General features: G+C 65.0%; 15 protein-coding genes. 4 read left to right on the forward strand and 11 right to left on the reverse strand.

Translation table 11 applies throughout. From position 1 onward, the window contains the following. Positions 1-18: 18 nt before the first annotated feature. The 3 genes from NUH86_RS19445 to NUH86_RS19455 all read left to right on the forward strand — a co-directional run bounded on the left by NUH86_RS19445 (position 19) and on the right by NUH86_RS19455 (position 5414). Positions 19-2868, forward strand: a complete 2850-nt coding sequence (locus NUH86_RS19445) for a TonB-dependent receptor (RefSeq protein ID WP_267252953.1) — start codon at positions 19-21, stop codon at positions 2866-2868. Positions 2869-2964: 96 nt separating this feature from the next. After that, complete coding sequence (locus NUH86_RS19450; protein ID WP_267252954.1) at positions 2965-4044, forward strand: pectinesterase family protein; 1080 nt, start codon at positions 2965-2967, stop codon at positions 4042-4044. A 110-nt stretch (positions 4045-4154) separates the two neighbouring features. Further along, positions 4155-5414 carry a family 43 glycosylhydrolase gene (locus tag NUH86_RS19455; RefSeq protein ID WP_267252955.1) on the forward strand — a complete coding sequence of 420 codons (1260 nt, stop codon included), beginning with the start codon at positions 4155-4157 and terminating at the stop codon, positions 5412-5414. Positions 5415-5474: 60 nt separating this feature from the next. Here NUH86_RS19455 and NUH86_RS19460 read toward each other — a convergent pair whose 3' ends face one another. The 9 genes from NUH86_RS19460 to NUH86_RS19500 all read right to left on the reverse strand — a co-directional run bounded on the left by NUH86_RS19460 (position 5475) and on the right by NUH86_RS19500 (position 15562). Next, positions 5475-6266 (reverse strand): class II aldolase/adducin family protein, encoded by a 792-nt coding sequence (locus tag NUH86_RS19460; protein ID WP_267252956.1) that lies wholly within the window; start codon positions 6264-6266, stop codon positions 5475-5477. 82 nt (positions 6267-6348) lie between these two features. Continuing rightward, the gene (locus tag NUH86_RS19465) at positions 6349-7293 is read right to left on the reverse strand and encodes an ABC transporter substrate-binding protein (protein ID WP_267252957.1); all 945 of its coding nucleotides are present in this window, start codon (positions 7291-7293) and stop codon (positions 6349-6351) included. Continuing rightward, the gene (locus NUH86_RS19470; RefSeq protein ID WP_267252958.1) at positions 7283-9856 is read right to left on the reverse strand and encodes a TonB-dependent receptor plug domain-containing protein; all 2574 of its coding nucleotides are present in this window, start codon (positions 9854-9856) and stop codon (positions 7283-7285) included. The genes NUH86_RS19465 and NUH86_RS19470 overlap by 11 nt, the downstream gene beginning before the upstream one ends. A 123-nt stretch (positions 9857-9979) precedes the next feature. After that, positions 9980-10939, reverse strand: a complete 960-nt coding sequence (locus NUH86_RS19475; RefSeq protein WP_267252959.1) for an ABC transporter substrate-binding protein — start codon at positions 10937-10939, stop codon at positions 9980-9982. Position 10940: 1 nt separating this feature from the next. Next, positions 10941-12044: an LLM class flavin-dependent oxidoreductase gene (locus NUH86_RS19480; protein WP_267252960.1), complete on the reverse strand. Its 1104-nt coding sequence runs from the start codon at positions 12042-12044 to the stop codon at positions 10941-10943. A gap of 14 nt (positions 12045-12058) precedes the next feature. Beyond that, positions 12059-13321: a rhodanese-like domain-containing protein gene (locus tag NUH86_RS19485; RefSeq protein WP_267252961.1), complete on the reverse strand. Its 1263-nt coding sequence runs from the start codon at positions 13319-13321 to the stop codon at positions 12059-12061. Then, positions 13318-13944, reverse strand: coding sequence for a cysteine dioxygenase (locus NUH86_RS19490; RefSeq protein WP_267252962.1), 627 nt, complete (start codon positions 13942-13944; stop codon positions 13318-13320). The genes NUH86_RS19485 and NUH86_RS19490 overlap by 4 nt, the downstream gene beginning before the upstream one ends. Further along, positions 13941-14741: an ABC transporter ATP-binding protein gene (locus NUH86_RS19495; RefSeq protein ID WP_267252963.1), complete on the reverse strand. Its 801-nt coding sequence runs from the start codon at positions 14739-14741 to the stop codon at positions 13941-13943. Before NUH86_RS19495 ends, NUH86_RS19490 begins: the two co-directional genes overlap by 4 nt. A gap of 2 nt (positions 14742-14743) precedes the next feature. Beyond that, the gene (locus NUH86_RS19500) at positions 14744-15562 is read right to left on the reverse strand and encodes an ABC transporter permease (RefSeq protein ID WP_267252964.1); all 819 of its coding nucleotides are present in this window, start codon (positions 15560-15562) and stop codon (positions 14744-14746) included. 303 nt (positions 15563-15865) lie between these two features. Between NUH86_RS19500 and NUH86_RS19505 the strand changes: the two genes are divergently transcribed. Then, positions 15866-16702, forward strand: a complete 837-nt coding sequence (locus NUH86_RS19505; RefSeq protein ID WP_267252965.1) for a LysR substrate-binding domain-containing protein — start codon at positions 15866-15868, stop codon at positions 16700-16702. Positions 16703-16902: 200 nt separating this feature from the next. On the opposite strand, the gene NUH86_RS19510 is transcribed toward NUH86_RS19505, so the two are convergent. Together NUH86_RS19510 and NUH86_RS19515 are read right to left on the reverse strand one after the other, a co-directional pair. Next, positions 16903-17847, reverse strand: coding sequence for a D-isomer specific 2-hydroxyacid dehydrogenase family protein (locus tag NUH86_RS19510; RefSeq protein ID WP_267252966.1), 945 nt, complete (start codon positions 17845-17847; stop codon positions 16903-16905). A 1-nt stretch (position 17848) separates the two neighbouring features. Then, entirely contained in the window at positions 17849-19027 is a 1179-nt protein-coding gene (locus NUH86_RS19515; RefSeq protein ID WP_267252967.1) for an acyl-CoA dehydrogenase family protein, read from the reverse strand. Between the last annotated feature and the right edge of the window lie 5 nt (positions 19028-19032).

The following is a 19032-nucleotide window of genomic DNA, read 5'->3' on the forward strand; positions in this document are numbered from 1 at the left end:
GAATAGGGGAGGAAAGCAATGCGTTCGTCTGCAACCGTCATTCGTCATCGTCTGGCCTTCGGCGCTTCGGCCACTGTGCTGGCGTTTGCCTGCGCCGCGCCGGCCACGGCGCAGGAGGTAGCCGCCCAGGATAGCGGCACCGCCGACATCATCGTCACCGGCTTCCGCAACTCGGTTGAAAACGCCCAGTTGCAAAAGCGCCAATCGACCGCCGCCGTCGACGTCATCAAGGCGGAAGACATCGCCAAATTCCCCGACAACAACCTGGCCGAATCGCTCCAGCGCATTCCCGGTGTGGCGATTTCGCGCGAAGGCGGCGAAGGGCGCGCCATTTCCGTGCGCGGCCTTGGCCCGGAATATACCCGCGTGCGCATCAACGGCATGGAAGCGGTGGCGACGACCGGCGGGTCGGACGCGGGCGGCGGCGTCAATCGCGGCCGCGGCTTCGACTTCAATGTATTCGCATCGGAACTGTTCAACTCGCTGACCGTGCGCAAGACGGCGTCGGCATCGGTCGAGGAAGGATCGCTGGGCGCGACCGTCGATTTGCAGGCCGCCCGTCCGCTGGATTACAAGGACAATTTCACCATCGCCGGGTCCGCCCGCGCGGGGTATAACGACCTGTCAAAGGCATGGGACCCGCGCCTGGCGGGCCTGGTAAGCTGGCAGAATCCGGAGGGCACGTTCGGCGTGCTCGCTTCGGCCGCCTATTCGACCCGCACGATCGAGGAAAAAGGCCATTCGACCGTCCGTTGGAGCCCGTCGGGCGTCAATGGCGGCTTCAACGCGGCGTCGACCCTGCCCGGCTGGACCGTGGCGCAGATCAACCGCGCCCCGGCGGCGGACGGATCGAACTGGGACAGCCTGATCTATCATCCGCGCATTCCCCGCTATGATAGCTGGTCGAACGACATCAAGCGGCTGGGCCTGACCGGCGCGATCCAGTGGCAGCCTTCGGATCGCACCGAAATCGTCGTGGAAGGCCTCTATTCCAAGGCCAAGACGAAGCGGAACGAAAATTATATCGAGGCCCTGTCGTTCAGCCGCACCGGCGCCAGCGGCAAGTCGCAGACCATCATCCGCACCGGCGAGGTGAATGAGGATAATGAGCTGGTCTATGGCGTGTTCGACGATGTCGACATGCGCATCGAATCGCGCCACGACGAATTCAGCACGACCTTCTACCAGTATAACGGCATCGTGAAGCAGGAGCTGAGCGACACGTTCCGCATCAACGCCTATGGCGGCTATTCGAAGTCGAAGTTCGACAGCCCGGTCCAGACCACCGTGGTGCTGGACCGCCTGAATTCCGACGGCTTTAGCTGGGATTATCGCGACAATGACCGTTCGCCGGTGATGAACTGGGGCTTTGACCCCAACAACCCGGCCAACTGGTCCTTCATCAACGGCACGTCGGACGTGCGCATCCGCAAGAACCAGGTCACCAACGATTATATGTCGGCCAAGCTGGGTGGCGAATGGGATGTCGCGGACGGGTTCAAGCTGTCCTTCGGCGGCGAATATCGCCGGTTCCGCTACGAGACGTTCGAATCCCGCCGCTTCGTCGCGGAAACATCGTCCGGCACGCTGACCCCGGCGCAGATCGCCGCGCTCACCAGTTCGTTCAACGGTGTCACCGGCGACCCCCAATATGGCAACTATCTGGTGCCCAACCTCCAGGGTTTCGTCGACCAGTTGAATATTTACTGCAATTGCGTGACGACGATCAACGGCCAGTCGGTGGATTTCCGCGTGAACGGCCGCGACGTGGCGGGCACCAATCCCAACGCGACCGCCGCCAGCAACACCGGCAACATCAAGGAAGTCGACAAGGCGCTGTGGTTCCAGATCGACTTCGAACGCGAACTGGGCGGCATCACCTTCCGCGGCGATGCGGGCGTGCGCTATGTCAAGACGGAGCAGACCTCCTTCGGCTATGGCCTGTCCAGCGGCACCGCCGTGCCGATCACCGTCGATCGCAGCTATGAAAACTGGCTGCCCTCGATGAACCTGGTGGCCGAACTGACGCCCAACCTGCTGCTGCGCTTTGGCGCGGCGCAGGTGATCACCCGACCGGGCCTAGGCGCGCTGTCGCCCGGCGGCAGCCTGACGTTGCAGGCCGCGAACCAGGTGTTCAACCAGGGTAATCCCTTCCTGAACCCGACCGAGGCGTTCAACCTGGACCTGGCGGCCGAATGGTATTTCGCCAAGGGATCGCTGCTGGGCGTCAGCCTGTTCCAGAAGGATATCGGTTCGCTTTCGGGCACGCAGATCTCCACGCTGGTGCCGTTCAACCAGCTTGGCTTCCCCATCAATCTGGCGACCGACCAGGGCCTGGCGCCCGACGTGCCGGTCACCGTGCGCCGCACGATCAACGGCGATGGCGGCAAGTTGCAAGGGTTCGAGATCAACTATCAGCACCAGCTTTCCTTCCTGCCGGGCTTCCTGAAGAATGTGGGCGTGCTGGCCAACTACACCTATGTGAAGGCCGACCTCAAATATCCGGGGCCGGGCGGCGTGGGCGTGGTCACGGGACCGCTGACCAACCTGTCCAAGCATACCGCCAACGCCACGCTCTTCTATGAGGACAGCTTGATCAACCTGCGCGGTTCGGTGTCCTACCGCTCCAAATATGTCGAAGCGTTCGGCGGCGGCGCCCGCGAACAGAGCAGCGAGGAAGGCGTCAACAGCTCCATCAACGTCGACGCGTCGCTGGGCATCAACGTGACCAAGGCGATCACCCTGACGATCGAAGGGAACAACCTGACCAACGAACGCAAAGACCAATATATCGACGCCAATGACCGCGTCGTGCTGAACCACCAGTTCGGGCGGCAGTTCTACTTCGGCGTCCGCTTCAAATATTGATCCATGGTTCCCGGGACGTTTCGCGCTTTTTCTGCACGCGGTGCGGAACGCCCCGGCTCCCCCGCAGCCCGGACCGCATGGTCCGGGCTGCTCCTTTTGGCGGCGCTGGCGGCACCCGCCGTCGCCATGGGCGCAACGCCAGTCTATGAGGTCAGCGCCCGCTGCGACGGCAAGGCGCGCTGCTTCCCCTCCATCGGTCAGGCGATCGCCGCATCCGAACAGGTGGGCGGCGGCTGGGTCGACATCCGGGTCGGGCCGGGCGACTATCGGGAAAAGCTGACCATTCGCCGTGCAAAGACGCGGCTGACCGGATCGGGGGTGGCCAAGACCAGGCTGCATTTCGACGCGGTGGCGCAGCGCGCGCGCGCGTGGCATCGCGATGGATGGGGCACGCCCGGATCGGCGACCCTGACTATCCGGGCCGACCGCGTCACGGTGAGCGGCCTGACCGTGGAAAACCGGTTCGACTATCTGGCCAATGATGCGCGACCTCAGGGCGACCCAGCCCGGATCGCAGATGCGCAGGCGGTCGCGCTGCTGCTGGATGTTGGCAGTGACCGGGTACTGCTGCGTCATGTCGCGCTGCTCGGCTATCAGGACACTTTGTTCGCCAACGGACGGCGAGCGCTGATCCGCGACAGCCTGATCGCAGGCAATATCGACTTCATCTTCGGCAAGGGCATGCTGTGGATCGACCGCAGCGAATTGCGGTCACGGCCCCGCGCCCAGCCGCCCGCGCCCGGCGGGTTCCAATCCTATATCGCCGCGCCCTCCACGCCCCGGTCGCAGGCGATGGGCATCGTCTTCGCCCGCTCCCGCCTGACGCGGGAAGCGGGCGTGCCCGACGGCGCGGTGGCGCTCGCCCGTCCCTGGCACCCGACCACCCGCTTCGCCGACGGCCGGTATGCCGATCCGGACGCAGTCGGCCAGGCGGTGTTCATCGACTGTTTCATGGACGCCCACATCCATCCCGACCACTGGACCGGCATGGCCGGCACCGCCCGCGACGGCAGCAAGAGCGCCTTCTTCCGTCCGCAGGATGCGCGCTTCTTCGAACGCGGCTCCCACGGCCCCGGCGCGCCGCATCGCGACATCGGCATGCGCTGGACGTCACCGCAATCCTTGGACAGGATGTGGAAGCAGTTCGCAACATATTGGCCGGACATCGGAAAATAAGCGCGCCATCATTGCCCGGCGGGTCTCGGTTGATGCCGTCTTCGGCTTAGAAGCGGCGTCGGGCACCGCTATCCTGCGCGGAGAAAGCGAAGCAGGACAGGGAGACGGATGTGGCGAACGGCCCGCAATTCAGCCGACGGACCATCATGGCCGGGAGCGCCGCGATGATCGGCATGGGCGCATCGCCCGTCGCGCGCGCCCTGGCCGACCAGCCTCGAAGGCCCCCCTTTCCCGTCGAGGACGACCATGGCCGGCCGATCGATCCTCCGCCGCCGGGCTATTACAAGGTCAGCGGCATCAGCGGGCCGGGCCTGCCCGTCACGGCGGAGACGGAACGGGGCGGCTGGGTGACCAGCGAAGCGGCGGTGGACCGCAGGGGCGTGCGCTTTAAGGGGCCGGGACCGGCGCCGGAAAATGCCCTGCCCTGGAATGATTCCGATTCCGGCCGCGTCGTCAGCCAGGGGCTGATCCCGCCGGTCAAGCCGCTGCTCCACCTGCACCTGCGCGACACGATCGTCTGTCTGGGCGGGGACGGCCATTATTACATGACCGGCTCCACCGGCGACGACATCTGGAAACAGAATGACGGCATCGAACTGTGGCGTTCGCCCGACCTTCAGCACTGGGATTATCTGGGACTGGTGTGGAGCATCGAGAAGGATGGCGGCTGGGAAAGGCAGTGGACGGTGCGCAAGGGCGACTATTTCCGCGCCATCTGGGCGCCGGAAATCCACTATATCAACGGCAATTATTATATCTGCCATTCGATCAGCCGGTCTGGCATCGCCATACTCAAAAGCACGAGCGGAAAGGCGGAAGGCCCCTATGTCCACGCCTTTTCCCCCGACCGGCCGCTGCGCAACGGCATCGACGCGACTTTGTTCGGCGACGATGACGGCGCGGTCTATCTGACCTATGGCCCGGCGCTGGAGATGGTGCGGCTGAAACCCGACCTGTCGGGCTATGACGGCAAATGGACGCCGGTCACGCTGGACGATCCGGATCTCGATCCCGCCCATCACAACCGGAAATGCGTGCGCCACGGCTATCGCGACATCGGCTTTGAAGGACCGACCATGTTCAAGCATGACGGCCACTATTATCTAGGCGTGGTCGACCGGTTCGAACCCAATCGCTATTCCTTCGCCCTGGCCATGGCCGACAAGCCGTTCGGCCCCTATCGCGAACGGCATGAAAGCGTGCCGTGCGGCGGCGGCGGCAACATCTTCAAGGACAAGGAAGGCCGCTGGTGGTGCACCATATTCGGCAATGACGACGAGGCGCCCTTCCGCGAAAAGCCGGGCATCGTGCCCGCCCGATTCGACGCAAAAGGCCATCTGGTCGCCGACTTCCGCCCCCGCACGCCATAACTGGGACAAGGGGAAACAGCCGCCTTTTGCAGGCCGCCATGGGCTGAATGTCGATCGGTCCTAGGCGTCGAAGCCGGGCGACTGGCGCTGCGCCTTGCGAAGCGCGGCTTCCCAGACGAGGTCGTGATGCGACCGGGCGCCCTCGACCGGCTGGCGCTCCCGGCTCATCTGGCGGCGGACTTCCTCTTGCGCGGCTTCGGGGGCGATCAGCATATTGTCACGGCCTACGGCCAGGCTGCGGACCTGCGCCTTGCAGGCTTCCTCCAGATGATAGATGCCGCTGAACGCCTCGCCCGGCGACGATCCCAGCGCGAGCGTACCGTGATTGCGCAGTAGCATGACCTTGGTGTCGCCGAGGTCCGCGACCAGCCGTTCCCGTTCGTCCAGGTTGAGAGCGACGCCCTCATAATCATGATAGGACAGGCGCGGGATCAGCGAGAGGGCGCGCTGGTTGAGCGGCAGCAGCCCTTCGGCGTGGGCCGACACCGCCATGCCGTCCGCGCTGTGGAAATGGGCGATATAATGGGCGTCTTCGCGCGCGCCGTGGACCGCGCTGTGGATGACATAGCCCGCATAGTTGATGCCGTAATCGCTTTCCCCGATGACGTTGCCGTCCAGGTCGACCTTGACCAGGCTGGATGCGGTGATCTCATCGAACATCAGGCCGAAGGGGTTGATCAGGAAATGATGATCCGGCCCCGGCACGCGGGCAGAAATATGGGTGTAGATGAAATCGTCCCAGCCATAGAGGGCGGACAAGCGATAGAAAGCGGCGAGGTCGACGCGGGCCTTCCATTCCGCTTGGCTGATGCCCGACTGGCGGAACCGGTCGTCCTTCAAGACTGTAGCCATGGCGATGCTCCTTTGCGCGGGATAGTAGAGATGCGGCGGGGCGCCGCCCAATGAGAAAGGCTGATAAATGGATTGGCATGGCTCATGCGGGGAATATCCCCGCGTCCACGAACGATGCGACATTGATATGGGCGGGCAGTTCGCCATAGGCATGGAAACGGTCGACCACCCGCTGCAACGGCTTCACCACGGTCGCGTCGGGAGGAATGAGCAGCGGGTTCTGCCGCTCCACGAGCAGGGCGGCGAGTTTCGGGTCGATCTTCGTCTGCTGGGCGAAGATGCGGGCATAGTCGGCGGGATGCGCCCGCGACCATATACTCGCCTTGCGCAGGCGGGCGATCACGTCGCGCAGGGCTTCGCGCTTCGCCGGATCGTCGAGCGCGGCCTGGGAGGCGACGATCAGGCCGAGGCCCGTGCTGATCCCCTCCCCGTCGCGCAAGACCCGCGCACCGCGCTGTTCCGCCGCGAGTTGATAGGTGCCGAAGGTCGCCCATGCCTCTATCTTTCCCGCCGCGAAGGCGGCGGCGGCGTCATTGGGCAGCATGAAGCTGATATCGACCTTTCGCCGGTCGAGCTTCGCTTCCTTGAGCGCTTCGACCAGCAGATAGTGGGAAATGCTGCCGCGTGCGCTGGACACGATGACGCGCCTGCCCTCCAATTGCGCGACCGAGCGGATCGAAGAGCCTGCGGGAACGATGATGGCGATGTCCCTGGTCGAGGATAGCGAGCCGGCGACGATCTTGAGCGGCACGCCCGCCGAGGCCGCGAGCACGGTCGGCAGGTCGCCCGCCACGGCGGTGTCGACCGCCCCGGCGTAGAGCGCCTCCAGCACCGGCGCGGCGCCGAGGAAATTCGCCCATTCGACGTCATAGGGCAGGTTTTTCAGGGCGCCGGCCGCCTCCGCCTTTGCCTGGAGCAGGTGAACCTGATCGCCCAGCACCAGTTTCGTGCGCCCGCCTTTGCCGGAACATGCGGTCAGGCCCAGCGCGGCGGCACCGGCTAGGAAGGTCCGGCGATCAGAAAGCAAGTGCGATCCGTCCATAATAATAACCGCCCGCTGGGTTGAAGGGGGAAGAGCCATAATAGCCCTGGCCCGTCTGGGGATTGCCCGGCCCGTTTTTCTCCGGGCGGACGTCGAACAGGTTGGTGGCTCCCACCGAGAGGGTAGCGAATTCCGTTACCTTGGCGCTGACGCTGGCGTCGGTGATGATCTTCGCGCCGAAATGCCGATCGTCGCCCGCCGCCGTGCGCTGCGTATATTTGCCGTAGCGGGTGGCGGTGAGGCTGAGGCCGAAAATGCCCTTGCTCCAGTTGAGCGTGCTGACCAGCTTCGTACGCGGCTGGAGCACTTCCAGTTCGCCGATCTTGTCGCCGCCGAAGAAGACCGATCCCGCGCCCAGTAGCGAAGCGCCGGTGGGGCCGAACAGTTGCGACGGGGTGGCGACGAGGTCCGTCACCTCGGTCTTCGAATAGTTGAACGCGAGGGTCAGGCCCAGCTTGCCCAGATCGCCAAGGCTTTTCGAATAATCGGCGACCAGATCGAAACCCCTGGTCGTGGTGTCGGCGGCGTTGATGAAATATTCCGCCTGCTCGATATCCGACAGGCCGTTGGCCGCGAGGATGGCGGAAATTCCAGGTCCGAACAGGCGGCCGGTGCGCTCGATCCGGTTTTTGATGCGGATATAATAGCCGTCCAGCGTCACCGACAGCGACGGCGCGGGCGTGAAGACGAAGCCGAGACCGGCGTTCCAGGTCTTTTCCGCCTTGAGTGGTCTGGCACCGAGCAATTGGCCTACGGTGGAGTCCGCCGTCACCAGCTTGGCGACGGTGGGGCGCAATTCCGTCTGGCCCGTCTCCGCATTGAAGAAGGAAGAGGTGCGGCCATCGGTCTGCTCATAGCCGATCTGCGTCAGCGACGGTGCGCGGAAGCCGGTGCCGACCGTGCCGCGAATGGCGAAGGCGGGGCTGACCTCGTAACGGCTGTTGAGTTTCAGGCCGACCGGGCTGCCGGAACCGTCGCTATAATGTTCGGCGCGGATCGCGGCGCCGATATACCAGGCGTCGAGCGGGTAGATGCCGAGGTCGACATAGCCCGCATAGACCTTTCGGCTGATATCCGCCTCGTCGGCGGGGGACAGGACGATGGCACCCTGCACCACGGGCGAGGCGGTGAGGCCGACATTCCAGTCATATTGCTGGTCGCCGGGCTGGAAACGATAGGCCGCCGGTTGATAGGCCAGCGAGTCTCCCGCGAAGGTGCGAAAGCGGTCGAGCCGATATTCGCCGCCGACGGAGATCTGCAACGGTCTGGCCAGGCCGATTTCGACTTCGCGGTGCAGGTCGACATTGTGGGTCCATTGGCGGAATTCGAAGTTGGCGAGATTGGGCCAGCTTGTGGGGCTGCTCGCGCCGAGCGAGGGGCGGATCGACAATTTTGAATATTGATGGCTGTAGTTACGGCCGAAGGAGGAACTGACATCATAGTCCCAGCCTCCCAGCGTTCCGCGCAGGCCGCCGACGAACTGGAAATCATTCTCGTCTATATTGTTGAGCGGATAATAGCCGTCGGGAAATAGTGCCGTGAAATTCGCGGTGCTGTTGGGGCGGCGGAAATTATTGCCGATCTGCGCGTCACGTTTGCCATAGGTTCCGAAGCTGTAGAGGGTGACATTTTCCGTCACCGGCAGTTCGGCATTGTAGGAAAGGTTGAATGCCTTGATCTGCGGGTCGCCATTATGCGCGCCGTCGCGGTTCCATTGGGCGTTGCGGGCATTGGCATCAGCAACATTGGTCAGCACCTGATCGCGGGTCAGGCCGCTGGCCGCCGCGACCTGATCGACCGTGCGGTTGGCGGGCAGGCCGTAGATGTTCGTGTCGGCCGCAGGCAGGTTCCACCATGCGTCGCCGCGTTTGCGGATGTCGCCGCTGAGTGTCAGGAAGCCCCCGTCGCCGATCTTCGTGCCATAGCGGATCGTCCCCTTCCAGCTATCCGGCCTGCCATTGGCGTTGTAGAGCGTGCCATAGGTGAAATCGCCGCTCAGGCCTTCCTTTTCCGCCAGTTGGATGTTGATGACCCCGGCTATGGCGTCGGTGCCATATTGGGCGGCGGCGCTGTCCTTCAGCACCTCTATCCGGTCGATGGCGCTGGTGGGGATCAGGTCGACGTCAACCGGATTCGCGCCCGACGTGTCGGCGATGGAATTGTTTAGAAAAGCGCCGTTGTGGCGGCGCTTTCCGTTGACCAGCACCAGCGTGTAGGCAGGCGCCAGGCCGCGATTGGTGACGGGACGGCCAACGGAGAAGACCCCTGCATTGGTCGCGCCGAAATTGAGCGAGGGCAGCAGTTTCGACAGCGCCTCGCCAAATTCGGCCGAGCCGGTGGCCTGCAATTTTTCGGCGCCCACCACGTCGATCGGCGCAGGGCTTTCCGCCACGGTGCGGGGGGCGCCGCGCACGCCAGTCACGATGATGGCGCTGGCGTCCGCCTCCGCGCCATCCGGCGCCGAGACGCTTTGCGCGAACAGGGGCGCGGGCGTCAGCAGCGCCCCGGCGAGTGCGGTCGAGCAAAGATAAAGGCGGTCATGCTTCATGGATTTATCCCCCGTTTCCGGGGATCGTCTATTTTCTATCGAATTGATTGAGAAATGACTTCGCTACTGTATCCATGAGTAAATTTGAATTTTAGTTATGCTTGCCGATAACGAAGTTCAGCTTCATCCGCCCCTGCCGAAACTGTTGTCGAAGGCGTCAGCGACCGGGCGCTTGCCGTCCGTTAGCCCTGCCTTCTGGAAGCGCTGCGCGATGGCCTGTTCATGCGCGATGATCTTGCCGTCAATGGGTTGCGCCACCCGGTTGTTGCGGTCGAAACTGGCGCGGGCGATGTCGAGCGGCAGGCCGGTCTCCTTCGAGAGCACCTGCGCGAATTCGTCGGGATGCGCACGCGCCCATTGGACGGCCTTCGCCTCCCGCTGGAGGAAATCGGCGAGCAAGGCGCGCTTGGGAGCGATGGATTCGGCGTTCGCGATATCGATATAGATGGGCAGGCCGTAATCCTTCGCGTCGACAACCGCCCTCGCCCCTTCCTTGATCGCCACATTGGTATAGGGCGTCCAGGTCGACCAGGCGTCGATGGCGCCGCTGTCGAAGGCGGCCTTGGCGTCGCCGGGCGGCAGGAAGGTGACGCGCACCCGGTCCGCCGGGATGTTGGCCCGCTCCAGCGCCTGGAGCAGCAGGTGATGGCCGATCGATCCCCGCATCGCGGCGACCGACTTGCCGATCAGATCCCGCGCCGAACGGATCGGCGAATCCTTCTTCACCAATATGGCCAGCGCCTCCCCGGCCTGGGCGGCGGGCGCCTGTATGCCTATGGCCTTGACCGGGCTGCCGCTTTGATAGGCGAAGATGAAGGGCGCGTCGGCGGCCAGGCCGAGATCGGCAGCGTCGCCGCCTACTGCCTCCAGCAAGGGCTGGGCCGCCGGGAATTCGGACCATTCGACCGTGTAGGGCGCGTCCTTCAGCACGCCCGACGCGATCATCATGGATTTGACCTGCCCCTTCTGGTTGGCGATGCGCAGCACCTTGTCGTCGCCGCCGCCGAATTTCGCGGCGGCAAGGCCGAAGCCCGCCGCCGCTACCAATGCCACCGCGATGATCGCGCCCCTGTTTTTCGCCATGTCAGCCCGCCAGCGCCAGACCCGCCCGATCCCCATCGGTACCGTTCCGTTCTGCCACCTTGCGCCGCACGATGGGAAGCAGTTCCCGGCCATAGAGGATGGAATCGGCCAGCGGATCGAAGCCGCGGATCAGGAAATGGTCGATGCCGATGTCGACATAATCGAGCATGGCATCCGCCACCTGTTCGGGCGTGCCGACCAGGCCGGTGCTGTTGCCAGCAGCCCCGGTCAGCGCCGCGACGCCGGTCCAGAGCCGCTTGTCCTGCCGGTTGGCGCTCGCGGTTTCGAGCAGGCGGAGCGACCCGGCATTGGCCGGGCGATGGCCGGTAATCGGCAGTCCGGCGGCGACGCGGTTTTCGCGTACCTGTTCCTCTATCTCCGCCGCGCGCTTCCACGCAGCTTCCTCCGTGTCGGCAATGACGGGCCGCAGCGACAGGGAAAAGCCCGGATCGCGGCCATAGCGCGCCGCCGAGCGGCGCACCTGCCGGACGCTGTCCTGCACCGATTCCAGCGTTTCGCCCCACAGGGCGTAGACATCGGCATGACGGCCCGCGACGTCGATTGCTTCAGGCGAGGAACCGCCGAAGAAGACGGGCAGATTGTCGGGCTTCACGGCGCTGAACGCCTGTTTCACGTCGTAAAACTTACCCTGATGGTCGAAGGGCTGGGCCGCCGTCCATTCCTGCCGCAAGATGGTCAGATATTCGTCGGTGCGGGCGTAGCGTTCCGCCTTCACGCTCCTGGTATCGCCGTCCCGCGCCATTTCCGCGTCAGCACCGCCCGTGATGATGTGGACGGCGACCCGCCCGCCCGACAACTGATCCAGCGTGGCCAGTTGCCGCGCCGCGACCGTCGGCTGGGTGAAGCCGGGCCGGTGCGCGACCAGGAAGCCCAGGGTGGACGTGATCGCCGCCGCATGGGCCGCGACGATCTGGCTTTCCGGGCTGTTGGAGCCGAAGGGGATCAGCACGCGGTCGAAGCCGCCCTTTTCCTGCGCCTTGGCCGCCGCCTCGACATAATCCTTGTCGAGTGCGCGGCTGCGCACCGCCGCCTGGGTTTCAGAGCCGTTGTTGAAGCCGATATAGCCGATAAATTTCACGCTCATGATCGCCTCTCAAATCAGATCACGAAAAAGCCGTGGGTGCCGTCGCGCTCCAATTGAGCGACCAGGCCATATTCCCAATCGAGATAGGCCTGCATGGCGGCGGCCTTGTTGTCGGTGCCTTCATAGGGGCGCTTATAGCGGCCCTCCGGCCCACGCGGGCTGGGCGCGCCGTCCGATCCCTTTTCCTGAGCCACGGCGGACCAGTCGACGTCCAGCACGAAGACTTCCCACCCCAGTTGCGCGAGCCAGGAGGCGGTCATGTCGGCTCGGGGGCCGATATCGTCGGTGACGACGATGCGCGCCCCGCGCACCGGCGCATTATGGTCGGTTTCCTGGACTAGCTGGCCGCCCTGCGCGTTGCGGAAGCCGGGCAGATGGCCGCCCTCATATTCGCGGGGCTGGCGCACGTCGTAGAGATAGAGGGTGCGGGCCGTGTCGGCCTTCAACTCTTCCAGCTCATCCCAGCCGATGCGCTTTACCCCGGCGCGATAGGCGACGTCGCGGGCATGAGCGCGGGCATCCTCCGCCGAGCGGTTGTCGACTTCTGGCGCGACGCGGGTCTGGCCGGTTTCAAGCTCCTGCCCCGCCAGCGTCCAGCCGATGGTGCCGTTGCGCAGCGCGAAGATCGGGTTCGGCAGGCCCGCATTGACCAGCGACTGGGTGCCGATGATCGACCGGGTCCGGCCCGCGCAATTGACGATGATCGTCGTGCCGGGATCGGGCGCGATGGACCGGGCGCGCAGCACCAGTTCGGCGCCGGGCACGCTGGTGCCGGTGGGGATGCTCATCGTGTTATATTCGTCGTAGCGGCGGGCGTCGAGGATGGCGATATCGGCCTTTCCCCGGATCAGCGCCTGCACTTCCTCCGCCGCCAGGGACGGCGTGTGGCGGCGATGTTCGACCAGTTCGCCGAACGCCTTGGAATAGCTGTTAACATCCTCGAACAGTTCGTAGCCTGCCTCGCGCCAGGCGTTGAGGCCGCCTTCCAGTTCGCGCACGTCGGTGTAGCCCAGCCCTTCAAGACGCACCGCGGCCTTGCGCGCCAGCCCCTCGCCATTGTCGTAGACGACGATCAGCGTGTCGAGACGGGGGATACGCCAGCGCGCTTCCTCATCGATGCGGCGCAGCGGAATCTGGGCGGCGAAGAGCGGATGGCCCTGCGCGAATTCATGTTCCTCGCGCACGTCGATCAGCGCGATCTCGCTGCCGACCAGCAGGGCGCGGCGGATATCCTGCGGTGTGGCAGTCTGAATACGGTCCAGCGTGTCGGTGGTCATGTGTTTCTCGATCTGTCCCAAAGGTTGGGGATCACGCCGTTGGCGTAACCCGAAATGAAGCTTTTGGGCGCGCCGTCGGGGGCGTAGGTCGCCCGCTCGACCGCGCCGATATTAGCGCCGTAGACATGGATGCTGATCGACGGGCGGTCGGCCAGGCCATTGGTCACGCGATGGATGTCGCCGATGCGGGGGGAGACGGCGTCGACTTCGCCTTCGCGCAGAAGCTGCTCGCCATGCGGGATCAGGCGGCCGTCGGGCGACTGGCGGAAGCGCTCCACTTTCTCCGCGCCGCGCAGCACGCCGACCAGGCCCCAGACGGTGTGATCGTGGATCGGCGTGGCCTGGCCCGGTCCCCAGACGAAGCTGACCACGCTGAACCGTTCGCGGCTGTCGCAATGGAGCAGATATTGCTGGTAGCGGTCCGGGTGCGGGCGGGTAAATTCCTCCGGCAGCCAATCGTCCTTCGCGATCAGGCGGCTTAGCAGGGCGCGGCCGCTCTCCAGGATCGCGCCCTCGTCGCGGGTCGCCGCCAGCAGGTCGGCGAAAGCGGTGACGAAGCCGCGCAGGCGGCCGATGTCGGTTGAGCCTTCGACGGGTCGGGCTATCGCGGCGACCGCGTTCATTCGGCGGCCTCGGCGATGGGGGCGAAGGGCAGGACGCCTTCCCCATGATCGTCGCCGCCCAGATAGGAAAGCAGCTTTTCGCGCAGGCGGCCGGACATGGCCGAGCGGTCGCCGCGTGGGACCGCGATCCGCTCCTGCGCGACGATGCGGCCCTTGTCGAGCACCAGCACCCGGTCGGCCAGCGCGATCGCTTCCTCCACGTCATGGGTGACGATCAGCACGGCGGGCCGGTGCGCACGCCAGAGCGACAGGACCAGGTCATGCATGCGGTAGCGGGTCAGCGCGTCCAGCGCGGCGAAGGGTTCGTCCAGCAGCAGCAGCTTGGGCTCGCGCACCAGGGCGCGGGCGAGCGCGACGCGCTGCGCCTCCCCGCCAGACAGCGTCAGCGGCCAAGCGTCGAGCCGATGGCCAAGGCCGACCTCCTTCAGCGCCGCTTCGCTGCGGTCGCGCACCCGGTCGCCCTTCAGGCCCAGGGCGACATTTTTCCACACCGGCTTCCAGGGGAGCAGGCGGGCGTCCTGGAACACCACGGCGCGGGAATCGGGGACTTCCACATCCTGGCCCCGCACCTCGTCCAGACCGGCGAGCGTGCGCAGCAGCGTGGTCTTGCCGGAACCGGAGCGGCCCAGCAGGGCGATGAACTCACCCGGCGCGATGTCGAGGTCCAGCCCCTCTATGATCGTGTTGGGGCCGAAGCGGCGGGTGAAGCCACGCAGCCTGACGACCGGCTCAGAATGTAGCGGGTCGCGATGGTCGGCGGCGCTTTGCAGGGCGGAAAATCCGAGACGGGCGTCCATGCTTATTGCTCCACTATGCTGGGGCGCCAGATCAGGGCGCGGGCTTCGACGGTGCGGACCAGCCAGTCGGCGCCAAGGCCGAGAATGGCGTAGACCATGAGGCAGACGACGATGATGTCGGTCCGCATGAAATCGCGGGCATTGTTGATGAGATAGCCAAGACCGGCCGAGGCGTTGATCTGCTCCGCCACCACCAGGACCAGGATGGCGACCGACAGCGCATAGCGCAGCCCCACCAGCAGGGAGGGTAGCGCGGAAGGCAGCACGACATGCCAGATCTGCTCCCAGCGGCTGAGGCCGAAGCTCCTCGCCGCATCCAGCAGGCGCAGGTCGACGCCGCGGATGCCGCTGTAGAGGTTGAGGTAGACGGGGAAAACGGTGCCGAAAGCGATCAATGCCACCTTGGGCGTCTCGCCGATGCCGAACCAGACGATGAAGAGCGGGGTAAGCGCCAGCGCGGGGATGGTCCGCTTGATCTGCATCAGCGGATCGACCGCAAGTTCCCCGGCGCGGGAGAGGCCCGCCACGAGGCCGAGGATGAGGCCTAGGCTCACGCCGATAATCAGGCCGACGGCGACTCGCGCGAAGGACACAAGCAGGTTGGAGGGCAGTTCGCCCGACAGCAGCATTTCCAGCAGCGTGCCGATCACGGCGGAGGGCGCCGCCAGCGTCCGTTCCGGGATCAGGCCGCTGCGCGATCCCAGTTCCCAGAGCAGCAGCAGGACGACGGGCGAAAGCCAGCGTCCGCCGAAGCGAGAAAGGGAAAATCCCCGTACGCCGACCTGTCCGGAACCGCGTCTGTCCACTGTCAAAACCGTCATCAACTCGCCCTCTTGGTGGTGAGGGAAAGCCCAACATGAATTATCTACCAATTCAATTAAGTTTTTATCGGTCGATCTATGAGGGCCGCTCATAGGGCGCGTTTGACCGCAAATCGGGCGCTAGCTGCCGCCGGAAATGCCGGGTTTCCGTGCTTCACCCGTATTGGCCAAGATTTTCATGGCCGCTTTAAATCTCTACTATTTTGATTGATATATAAGTCTTCGCGATAAGAGCGCGACACCGTTTCCGGCATCGGATCGGCGGCCGCCTTTTCCATCTGGCCCTTTTTCATCGAGGTTTCCATGCCGGTCAATCTGCCCACCAACCTGTTGCGCAGCTTCGTCGCCATCGTCGACACAGGGTCGATGCTGAACGCATCGGAGCAGGTGTTCGTGACTCAATCCGCGCTCAGCCTTCAGATCAAGCGGCTGGAGGAACTGGTGCAGCAAACGCTGTTCCTGCGCGAAGGGCGGCGGCTGAACCTGACCACCGCCGGGGAAGTGCTGCTGGATTATGCGCGGCGCGTGCTGCTGCTGCATGACGAGGCGGTCGCTGCGGTCAGCGCGGGGCGTTTCGCAGGACCGGCGCGGATCGGCATGGTGCAGGATTTCGCCGACAGCCTCTTGAGCGGGCTGTTGTCGCGCTTTTCCGAACTGCATCCCGATGCGCAAATCTATGCGCGGGTCGCGGGCACGGCGGAATTGCAGACGCTGCTGGACCGCCGGGAACTGGACATCGTGCTGGGGTTCGCCGCGCCCAACGATCAGCATGCGGTGACAGTCGCGCCGATGAGCTGGTATGGCGAGGCCGCGCTGGTCGAACGGGAGGTGATTCCGCTGGCCGTGCTGGAGGAGCCGTGCCGTTTCCGCGAGGCGGCGATCCGGGCGCTGGAGGATAGCGGGCTGCAATGGCGGATCGCGGTGGAGACGCCCAATCTGGCGACGCTGAAGGCCGCTGTCGGGGCGCGTCTGGGCATCACCTGCCGCACCCATTTGTTCCTGGAGGATAGCAAAGCGCTGGAGCATGAGCGGTTGCCGCACCTGCCGCGGGTCGCGGCAATTCTGCGGGCGGGGGAAAAGCTGGACAAGGCCGCGCACCGGCTGGCGGAACTGGCGCGGGAGACGGTGCAGACATTGTAGGGCTTTTGTGCAGGCGGTATTGGCCATTATCTGACGTGAGATATCCGTTCGGGCTGAGCGAAGTCGAAGCCATCTGCCGAGCGGGGCGAGGCTTCTATGCTTCGCCTCTGCTCAGCATGGCCCTTCGACTTCGCTCAGGGCGAACGGAAAACTGAACGTCCGCCATCCACCCAAATCGGTCAGTCCAGCATATATTGAAGCTAATATCCCCGTGCCGGATCGACGATGTCGCTCGGCTTTTCGCCGCACAGGAAGCGGGACAGGTCGTCATTGACCTTTTCCAGCAAGCGATGACGGATCAGGCTGTAATTGCTGGAGATATGCGGCGTCAGCCGGACGCGGGGATGGGTGTAGAGCGCGTGCCCCTCCGGCAGTGGTTCCGGATCGGTGACGTCGAGCGTCGCGAAACCAAGCCGTTCCCGGTCCAGCGCGTCGGTCAGCGCTTCCTGGTCGATCACCGAACCCCGCGCCACGTTGATGAGGTGCGCGCGCGGCTTCATCTTCGCGAAAAGGGCTTCGTTGAAGAGGTGGCGGGTTTCCGGCGTTCCGGGGACGGCGACGACGATATGGTCGGCCTCCGCCGCCAGCGTTTCCAAGTCGCCGACATGCTGCACGCCGTTGATGCCCGATTGCGCGCCGCTCCGCCGCAGGCCGATGACCTGCGCGCCGAGCGCAAGGCTGCGCCGGGCCACCGCCGCGCCGATCGCGCCCAGGCCGACGATGCCGATGGTGGTTCCGGAGACGCGGCCCAGCGGGCGGGGAATCCACTGATCCCGCGAATGCACCGTCGCCGCATGCAGCTTCTTGGCATGGGCATAGATGGCGGCGATCACATAATCGGCAATCTCTTCCGAAGCTACGCCGCGACCGCAGGTGACGAGCGGCGCGTCCAGCAGCCAGCCGGGGTAGAAATCCACCCCCGCCGACGCGCTGTAGACCCATTTGAGCCGCCCCGGCCAGATATCCGGCCGTAGCTGAGCGGATTGCCGCCAGGCGGGGGACGGCCTGACCAGCAATATGTCCGCCTCTTTCGCGGCGGTCCACGGTTCATCCTCCGCCACGTCGATCAGGGTCGGGGCGGAGGGGTGCAGGCCAAGGCTGCGGTTGAATTCGGGTTCCAACTGGCTGGCGATGATCAAGGACATCTCAGTTCCCCAGCGCGGCCCGTCCCGCCGCGATCAATATCGTATCGGGTTGCGGCGAGTGGATGCGGCTGCACAGCACGTCGCGATAATGGCGCTCCAGCGGATTTTTCCGGCTGATGCCCGGATTGCCGGTGAGTTCCAGCCCGATCTCGACGGCGCGGATCGCGTTGGCCGTCGCGAGATATTTGATGTTGTTGACCTCCACCGCGCTGGGGGTGTCGCCCGCGTCATGGCGGGCGGCGGCGTCGCGGATCAAGGTGCGGTTGACCTGCAACAGCGTCTCTATCTCCCCGAATTTTTCCTGCACTCGCGGCAGGGTGGCCAGCGAAGCGCCCAGATTGCTGGGCACCCGGTCGTTGAGATAGGCGCGCAGCCAGTCGCGCGCCGCCCGCGCCACGCCGTCATAGATGGTGGAGATGGCCAGCGCATTCCAGATCGCCAGGCTGGAATCGCCCGTCCCCGTCGCCCATTGTTCCGGCAGGCGGATGTCGACCGCATGGTCGAGCGGGACCGGCGTGTCCGTGAAATGCACGGCATGGCTGACGGTGGCGCGCATGCCCAGATGGTCCCAGGCCGGCTCTATCGCGATGCCGGGGCTGTCGGAACGGACCAGGAAATTGCCGACGCGGGGATTTTCCTCATCGGTCTTGGCCCAGACCGCGAACCAGTCGAGGCCGGTCGATCCGGTCGAGTAGATTTTCGTGCCGCTGATCGCCCAGCCGTCCGCCGTGCGCCGGGCAACGGTCGCGGGCATGCCGCCGCGCACCGGCGTCCCCAGTTCGGGTTCGACGCGCAGGCCGCCGATCAGTCCGCGACCCTGCACCGCCTGCCGCGCCAACTGTTCGTAAATGCCCTGCGGCCAGCCCTGCGCGCGGGCCGGGGTCGCGTGATAATGATAGGTCATGAACAGGATCAGCGCCGTCGACGGCTCCCCCTTGGCCACCGCGCCCAGCACGCGCAACGCTTCGGACAGGGATGCGCCGCGTCCGCCATGTTCCGGCGGAACGGTCAGCCCGATCAGCCCTTCCCGTCCCAGCAGGTCGAAATTGGCGCGGGGGAATTCACCGCTTCGGTCATAGGACTCTGCCGTTTCCCCCAATTGGCGGGTGATCCGGTCCAACAATTCGGAGCCGATGGGCGCGAAGGACGGAGTTTCGGGGACAATTGCCTGGCTGGCCATGATTT

The organism is Sphingobium sp. JS3065, assembly GCF_026427355.1.
Classification (GTDB): Bacteria; Pseudomonadota; Alphaproteobacteria; order Sphingomonadales; family Sphingomonadaceae; genus Sphingobium.